The organism is Caballeronia choica (assembly GCF_001544535.1).
In the GTDB taxonomy this organism is placed as follows: domain Bacteria; phylum Pseudomonadota; class Gammaproteobacteria; order Burkholderiales; family Burkholderiaceae; genus Caballeronia; species Caballeronia choica.
In genome coordinates, this window is the sequence record NZ_FCON02000407.1 from 1 (window position 1) to 1,793 (window position 1,793).

The 1,793-nt window shown below is 62.2% G+C and carries 2 protein-coding genes and 1 pseudogene; all 3 read left to right on the forward strand.

From position 1 onward, the window contains the following. Positions 1-526, forward strand: a pseudogene (locus AWB68_RS48690) (Acg family FMN-binding oxidoreductase); the annotation flags it as partial. 557 nt (positions 527-1,083) lie between these two features. After that, complete coding sequence (locus AWB68_RS44515; protein ID WP_087650408.1) at positions 1,084-1,368, forward strand: c-type cytochrome; 285 nt, start codon at positions 1,084-1,086, stop codon at positions 1,366-1,368. Positions 1,369-1,392: 24 nt separating this feature from the next. After that, a partial coding sequence (locus tag AWB68_RS44520; protein ID WP_087650407.1) for a DUF3564 family protein occupies positions 1,393-1,793 on the forward strand: 401 nt, incomplete at its 3' end.

Genomic DNA, 1,793 nt, shown 5'->3' on the forward strand with positions numbered 1-1,793 from the left:
CATTGGATCGACGCTCGGGCGGGAGCGGCTCGCCGAACTGATTGCCGAGGCCGATCACATCCAGTTTCGCGATCCGCGCTTCAGGCGCGAACTCGCAAGCTGGATTCATCCCCGTCGACATGACGACGGCATGCCTGCGTACGCGGGCGGCGCAAGCGCGCTGCTCGACTTCGCAACGCCGCTAGCCGCATTGGCATTGCGCACATTCGATCTCGGCGGCGGGCTCGCCGCGGCGCATCGTCAACTCGTCGACAGGTCCCCGATGCTCCTTTGCATTGGCACTGGCGCCGACGATCGTGATGCGTGGTTCGCCGCGGGGCAGGCGCTCGAGCGCGTGCTGCTGACCGGGGTCACGCAGGGCCTGACCGCGTCCTATTTGAATCAGCCGCTCGAAGTGGACTCGCTTCGCGATTCGGTGGGCCGCGAAGCCGGCATGAACGCGCATCCGCAACTGTTGCTGCGCATGGGAAAGGGGCCGCATGTCGCGCATTCATCGCGGCGTGCGATGTCCGCGGTGGTGTCCTGACGTGTGAACGCTGTGACTTTCGGGCCGATGGTGACGCGAATGAATGTTGGAGCATCGGCAGCAACCGCGACGCCGACGCCTCGCGCCAAAATCAGCTATTCGATGCGCTCGTCGTCGACGCTTTGTCAGATTGTGGCGCGCCTGCGAGGCGCAATTCGAATCTGCTGAAACGATATCTCAGACTGTCGGGCCAACGACGTTGACACAGATCAAGGACGCAAAGCCGTGTGGGCGCATCATCGAATGCAGACACTACCGTTTGGTGTCCGCCAACGTGAGCCGTCGTTCGCCCTGCGACCCACCCATGCGCATACCGCGCGCCTGCCGGAGGCGGCGCCATCGCACGCGGCTGGTTCAATCGCAATGCGCTTACCGAACCTATGCAACTCAAGCGAAACCGCGCTTCGATGTTCCTCCCGACCGCCAGGACACTTCCGTACCGCGAGACCACAGTGATTCAATCCAGGAACCATCGCACGGACGGACTCATTTTAATTGACCGTAGCGCATCGCGATCCTTCACGCGTCTTTGGGCACTCGCAGCAGTCGCGCTTCTTATCTCCGCGACACACGCGGCGGAGCCGGAGCCCACGCCTCTCGTCGATCAACAGCATTGCATGTTCTGCCACACCGATAACGCGGCATTTCTTGCACCATCGTTTCAGCAAATTTCCGACCGCTATCGTAACGTGCCCAATGCCGCAGCGATGCTCGAACACAAACTGCGCGTGGGCGGACCCGCCCACTGGGGCGACATGGCCATGCCGTCTCCCGGCGAACGGGGTGGCCCCTTATCCGCGCAAGACGCCCACACGCTGGTGCTATGGGTCTTGAGTCATTAAGTCAGATATATATCGGAGAACGTGATGCGTATTACCGTCAAGCTGGATACCTTCGACCAGGCCTCCTCCGCCTATGCGGTGTTGTGGCTCGACACGAAAACGCGCCGATGGTCGCGCGAAGGCCATGCGGGCATCGATGTGCCGCAGTGGGGAATGCTGGAGCCGTCAGCGGACGGTACGCTGTTGCGCGACGCGGACGGAATGCTGCCGATCGTTTTGCTCAATCGTCTGCACCTCGGTCGCTGGGCCAATGAGAACGGCTCACCGATCACCGACGGTCCATCCGAAGGCGCCCGCGGAAGCGCCACGTATCATGGCGGCATGGGCCGAGTTCCTCGCACGGCCCACTGGCATGTCCAATGCCTCGATCTGGAAACGACCGTCGCAGAACATGAGATTTTCTCCGACGAGGACGAGTCTGCCCA